Raw genomic sequence first — 5589 nt, 5'->3', positions numbered from 1 at the left:
CAGCCCGAGGGCTGCCGTTTTGCATTCAGCGAGGAATCAGGTATTGCTGCTGTTGGCGGCAATAATTTTCGCCACTTTTTCGGCCTGTGCAGTCATCTGCATCTGGCGATAGGCGTTTTCCATCAGCGGTAAGGCATCACGTGTTGCCTGGGTATCCGGGAAGTCACGCAGCATACCTTCTACGCGGTTTACCACAGCAACCCACGCGCCGCGTGCGGTGTAGTACTCAGCAACGGAGTACTCATATTTCGCCAGGCGATCTTTCAGGAATACCAGGCGCTTGGTGGCGTCCGTTGTGTACTGGCTATTCGGGTAGCCACGTACCAGTTTGGAAAAGTCATTAAACGCAGCTCGGGCGTGCTGTGGATCGCGATCGCTGCGATCAACACCAAAGAATCCTTGCAGTGCGCTATCATCCAACGCCATATTGGTCAGGCCACGCATATACATGACATAATCAATGTTAGGGTGTGTCGGGTTCAGACGGATAAAACGATCGATGGCGGCCTGAGCGAGCGGCAGATCGGCATTTTTGTAGTAGGCGTAGATGAGATCTAATTGCACCTGCTGAGAATAAGGTCCAAATGGATAGCGATTATCCAACGCTTCCAATTGCGTTATTGCCTGTTTCCAGTTACCGTCCTGCAGCTTTTGCTGAGCAGTCGCGTAGATTTCATTTGGTGGGTTATCGGGCACCTCTTCCTTTGAACCAGAGCAACCCGCCAAAAACAGGCTCAACGTGGCTGCTGCCACCAGGTATTTCATGCGCGTCATGACGTTTTGACTTTCCTCAAAATGTTTTACGGGAGATTCTCTGTTCCTGCTCCCGGTTAAGACCAGCTACAATAGCACACTATATTAAACGGCAAAGCCGTAAAACCCAACGTTAAACGAAGAAGCAGTTTATGGCACAACGAGTAGAACTCACCGCAACAGTCTCCGATAATCAGCTCGGTCAACGCTTAGATCAGGCTTTGGCCGAATTGTTCCCTGATTATTCGCGTTCTCGCATAAAAGAATGGATCCTCGATCAGCGCGTGCTGGTAAACGGGAATCTTTGCGATAAACCGAAAGAAAAAGTTTTGGGTGGAGAACGTGTCTCCATCAATGCTGAAATTGACGAAGAAATTCGTTTTGAAGCGCAAGATATCCCGCTAGATATCGTCTATGAAGATGACGATATTCTGGTCATCAACAAACCACGTGATTTCGTGGTACATCCGGGTGCCGGTAATCCTGATGGCACGGTATTGAATGCGTTACTGCATTACTACCCGCCGATTGCGGATGTTCCTCGTGCAGGTATCGTGCACCGTCTGGATAAAGACACCACCGGATTAATGGTGGTAGCAAAAACGGTTCCGGCGCAAACGCGTTTGGTCGAGTCGCTACAGCTGCGTGAAATTACGCGTGAGTACGAAGCCGTAGCGATTGGTCATATGACAGCCGGTGGCACTGTAGAAGAGCCTATCAGCCGTCATCCCACCAAACGTACGCATATGTCCGTGCATCCCATGGGGAAACCTGCGGTGACGCATTACCGCATTATGGAGCACTTCCGTGTACACACGCGCCTTAGGCTGCGTCTGGAAACCGGACGTACGCACCAGATCCGTGTGCACATGGCGCATATTACCCATCCGCTGGTGGGCGACCAGGTCTACGGCGGCCGTCCACGTCCACCGAAAGGCGCGTCGGATGAATTTATTTCTACGCTGCGTAAGTTCGACCGCCAGGCGCTGCATGCCACCATGCTGCGCTTGTATCACCCAATCACAGGTATCGAAATGGAATGGCATGCGCCAATTCCGCAAGATATGGTTGATCTGATTGCCGTGATGCGTGCCGATTTCGAAGAGCATAAGGATGATGTGGCCTGGCTATGAGTAAGCTAATTGTCCCGCAGTGGCCGCTGCCGCAAGGCGTCGCGGCCTGTAGTTCTACCCGTATTGGTGGCGTCAGTTTGCCGCCGTACGATTCGCTGAATCTGGGGGCCCATTGCGGCGATAACCTGGAACATGTTGAAGAGAACCGCAAACGACTCTTTGCTGCGGGCAATCTGCCTTCAAAACCGGTCTGGCTCGAACAGGTGCACGGTAAAGATGTTCTGAAACTTACCGGCGAGCCTTATTCTTCTAAGCGTGCGGATGCGTCCTACAGCAATACGCCGGGCACCGTGTGTGCAGTGATGACGGCGGACTGTTTGCCCGTGTTATTTTGTAATCGTGCTGGCACGGAAGTCGCGGCGGCTCATGCGGGCTGGCGCGGGTTATGTGCAGGCGTGCTTGAAGAGACCGTTGCGTGTTTTGCTGATAAACCCGAAAACATTATTGCCTGGTTAGGCCCGGCAATTGGTCCCCGTGCATTTGAAGTGGGGCCTGAAGTGCGTGACGCGTTTATGGTCAAAGATCCACAAGCAGACAGCGCATTTGTGCCACGTGGTGAAAAGTACCTGGCAGATATTTATCAGCTTGCTCGCCAGCGTCTGGCACATGTTGGGGTTGAGAACCTCTACGGCGGTGACCGCTGTACGTTCAGCGAAAGTGAGACTTTCTTCTCTTATCGTCGCGACAAAACCACCGGTCGTATGGCAAGTTTTATTTGGCTGATATAACCTAAAGAATCAAGACGATCCGGTACGCGTAATTTTCTTTTCACATAATTCAGGTCATTCACCTTGAATAATTGAGGGATGACCTCATTTAATCTCCAGTAGCAATTTTGACCTGTTATGGGAGGAGTTATGCGTCTGGATCGTCTTACTAATAAATTCCAGCTTGCACTCGCCGATGCCCAGTCACTCGCACTGGGGCACGACAACCAGTTTATCGAACCACTTCATCTAATGAGCGCCCTGCTTAATCAGGAAGGGGGATCGGTCCGTCCTTTGTTAACGTCTGCTGGCATTAACGCCGGCCAGTTACGCACAGCCATTGATCAGGCATTGAGCCGCTTGCCGCAGGTAGAAGGCACCGGCGGTGATGTGCAGCCTTCTCAGGAGCTGGTGCGTGTACTGAATCTTTGCGACAAGCTGGCGCAAAAACGTGGGGACAATTTTATTTCGTCGGAACTGTTCGTTCTGGCGGCGCTTGAGTCACGCGGTACGCTGACCGATTTATTAAAATCAGCGGGGGCGACGACCGCTAATATCACTCAGGCAATTGAACAGATGCGTGGAGGTGAAAGCGTGAACGACCAAGGGGCTGAAGACCAACGTCAGGCCTTGAAAAAATACACCGTCGACCTGACGGAACGTGCCGAGCAGGGTAAGCTCGATCCGGTTATCGGTCGTGATGAAGAAATTCGTCGCACCATTCAGGTGCTGCAACGCCGTACTAAAAACAATCCGGTATTAATTGGTGAGCCTGGTGTCGGTAAAACGGCCATTGTTGAAGGGCTTGCGCAGCGCATCATTAATGGCGAAGTGCCGGAGGGTTTAAAAGGCCGCCGTGTACTGGCGCTGGATATGGGCGCGCTGGTGGCCGGGGCGAAATATCGCGGTGAATTTGAAGAACGTTTAAAAGGTGTGCTGAACGATCTGTCGAAACAGGAAGGCAATGTCATTCTGTTTATCGATGAGCTGCATACTATGGTTGGCGCAGGTAAAGCCGATGGTGCCATGGATGCCGGGAACATGTTGAAACCGGCACTGGCTCGTGGCGAACTGCACTGTGTAGGGGCTACAACACTTGATGAGTACCGCCAGTACATCGAAAAAGATGCGGCACTGGAACGTCGTTTCCAGAAAGTGTTTGTTGCCGAGCCGAGCGTGGAAGACACCATCGCCATTTTGCGTGGGTTGAAAGAACGCTATGAGCTGCACCACCACGTGCAGATCACTGACCCGGCAATTGTCGCGGCAGCGACGCTATCTCATCGTTACATTGCTGACCGTCAGTTACCGGACAAAGCCATCGATCTTATCGATGAAGCGGCGTCCAGCATTCGTATGCAGATTGACTCCAAGCCGGAAGAACTGGACCGACTCGATCGCCGAATCATCCAGCTCAAACTGGAACAGCAGGCGTTAATGAAAGAGTCTGACGAGGCGAGTAAAAAGCGCCTCGATATGCTTAATGAAGAGCTGGATGACAAAGAGCGTCAGTATTCTGAGCTCGAAGAAGAGTGGAAAGCGGAAAAAGCGTCACTTTCCGGCACGCAGACGATTAAGGCTGAACTGGAGCAGGCGAAAATCGCTATCGAACAGGCTCGTCGGGTGGGTGATCTGGCGCGGATGTCTGAGCTGCAGTACGGCAAAATTCCTGAGCTGGAAAAACAGCTGGAAGCAGCCACTCAGTCTGAAGGCAAAACCATGCGCCTGTTGCGTAATAAAGTGACGGATGCGGAAATCGCCGAAGTACTGGCGCGTTGGACGGGGATCCCTGTTGCCCGCATGCTGGAAGGCGAGCGTGAAAAACTGCTGCGTATGGAGCAGGATCTGCATAACCGCGTCATTGGTCAGAACGAAGCGGTGGAAGCGGTATCCAACGCGATTCGCCGTAGCCGTGCAGGGTTGTCCGATCCGAATCGTCCGATCGGTTCGTTCTTGTTCCTTGGGCCAACCGGTGTCGGTAAAACCGAACTGTGTAAAGCGCTGGCTAACTTTATGTTCGACAGCGACGACGCGATGGTTCGTATCGATATGTCTGAGTTTATGGAGAAACACTCTGTCTCTCGTCTGGTCGGTGCGCCCCCGGGATACGTTGGCTATGAAGAGGGCGGCTACCTGACAGAAGCGGTGCGTCGTCGCCCTTATTCCGTCATCCTGCTGGATGAAGTGGAAAAGGCGCATCCGGATGTGTTCAACATTCTGTTGCAGGTGCTGGATGACGGTCGACTGACTGACGGGCAGGGGAGAACGGTCGACTTCCGTAATACGGTGGTCATCATGACTTCTAACCTGGGGTCCGATCTCATTCAGGAACGTTTTGGCGACCTGGACTACGGACACATGAAAGACATGGTGCTGGGCGTGGTCAGCCAAAACTTCCGTCCGGAATTCATTAACCGTATAGATGAAGTTGTTGTCTTCCATCCGTTGGGTGAACAACACATTGCGTCTATTGCCCAGATCCAGCTGCAGCGTCTGTACAAACGTCTGGAAGATCGTGGCTATGAAATCCACATCTCTGACGAGGCGCTTAAACTGCTGAGCGCGAATGGGTACGATCCTGTCTACGGGGCGCGTCCATTGAAACGTGCTATCCAGCAACAGATCGAAAACCCGCTGGCCCAGCAAATCCTGTCGGGTGAGCTGGTTCCTGGCAAAACGATTCGTCTGGAAGTGAATGACGATCGCATTGTGGCAGTGCAGTAAGTCACAAAATACTAAAAACGGGCCCTGCGGGGCTCGTTTTTGTTTAAAAACCAGGCGAAAATAACTTTCCATTACTAGTTTTGATGGAAAAGTAATCGGTTGATAAGTTTTTTGTATTTTCCCCTTGTCAGCCTGAAATAACTCCCTATAATGCGCCTCCACTGACACGGAACAACGGATTACAAGCCGCCGGGTCAGCGGGGTTCCACTAAGAACCCTGCGGAGAAAAGCAGAAATTAAATGCTTGACTCTGAATGAGGAAAACGTATTAT

Annotated in this window: 4 protein-coding genes; 3 read left to right on the top strand and 1 reads right to left on the bottom strand. The window is 52.0% G+C overall.

What is annotated here, in order from left to right; translation table 11 throughout:
* Positions 1-36: 36 nt before the first annotated feature.
* Positions 37-774 (bottom strand): outer membrane protein assembly factor BamD, encoded by a 738-nt coding sequence (bamD, locus tag FDX01_RS00960; protein WP_096756107.1) that lies wholly within the window; start codon positions 772-774, stop codon positions 37-39.
* Between the two features lie 131 nt (positions 775-905).
* On the opposite strand from bamD, the gene rluD reads away from it, so the two are divergent.
* The 3 genes from rluD to clpB all read left to right on the top strand — a co-directional run bounded on the left by rluD (position 906) and on the right by clpB (position 5317).
* On the top strand, positions 906-1886 hold the full coding sequence (gene rluD / locus FDX01_RS00955) for a 23S rRNA pseudouridine(1911/1915/1917) synthase RluD (protein ID WP_096756108.1): 981 nt from the start codon (positions 906-908) through the stop codon (positions 1884-1886).
* Positions 1883-2614 (top strand): purine nucleoside phosphorylase YfiH, encoded by a 732-nt coding sequence (gene yfiH / locus FDX01_RS00950; protein WP_117343909.1) that lies wholly within the window; start codon positions 1883-1885, stop codon positions 2612-2614. Before rluD ends, yfiH begins: the two co-directional genes overlap by 4 nt.
* A 129-nt stretch (positions 2615-2743) precedes the next feature.
* Positions 2744-5317 carry an ATP-dependent chaperone ClpB gene (gene clpB / locus FDX01_RS00945; protein WP_096756110.1) on the top strand — a complete coding sequence of 858 codons (2574 nt, stop codon included), beginning with the start codon at positions 2744-2746 and terminating at the stop codon, positions 5315-5317.
* Positions 5318-5589: the final 272 nt, after the last annotated feature.

The sequence above is a fragment of the Citrobacter sp. wls613 genome (genome assembly GCF_005281195.1).
Classification (GTDB): domain Bacteria; phylum Pseudomonadota; class Gammaproteobacteria; order Enterobacterales; family Enterobacteriaceae; genus Citrobacter; species Citrobacter gillenii.
This window is presented reverse-complemented; position numbering and strand designations above follow the sequence as displayed.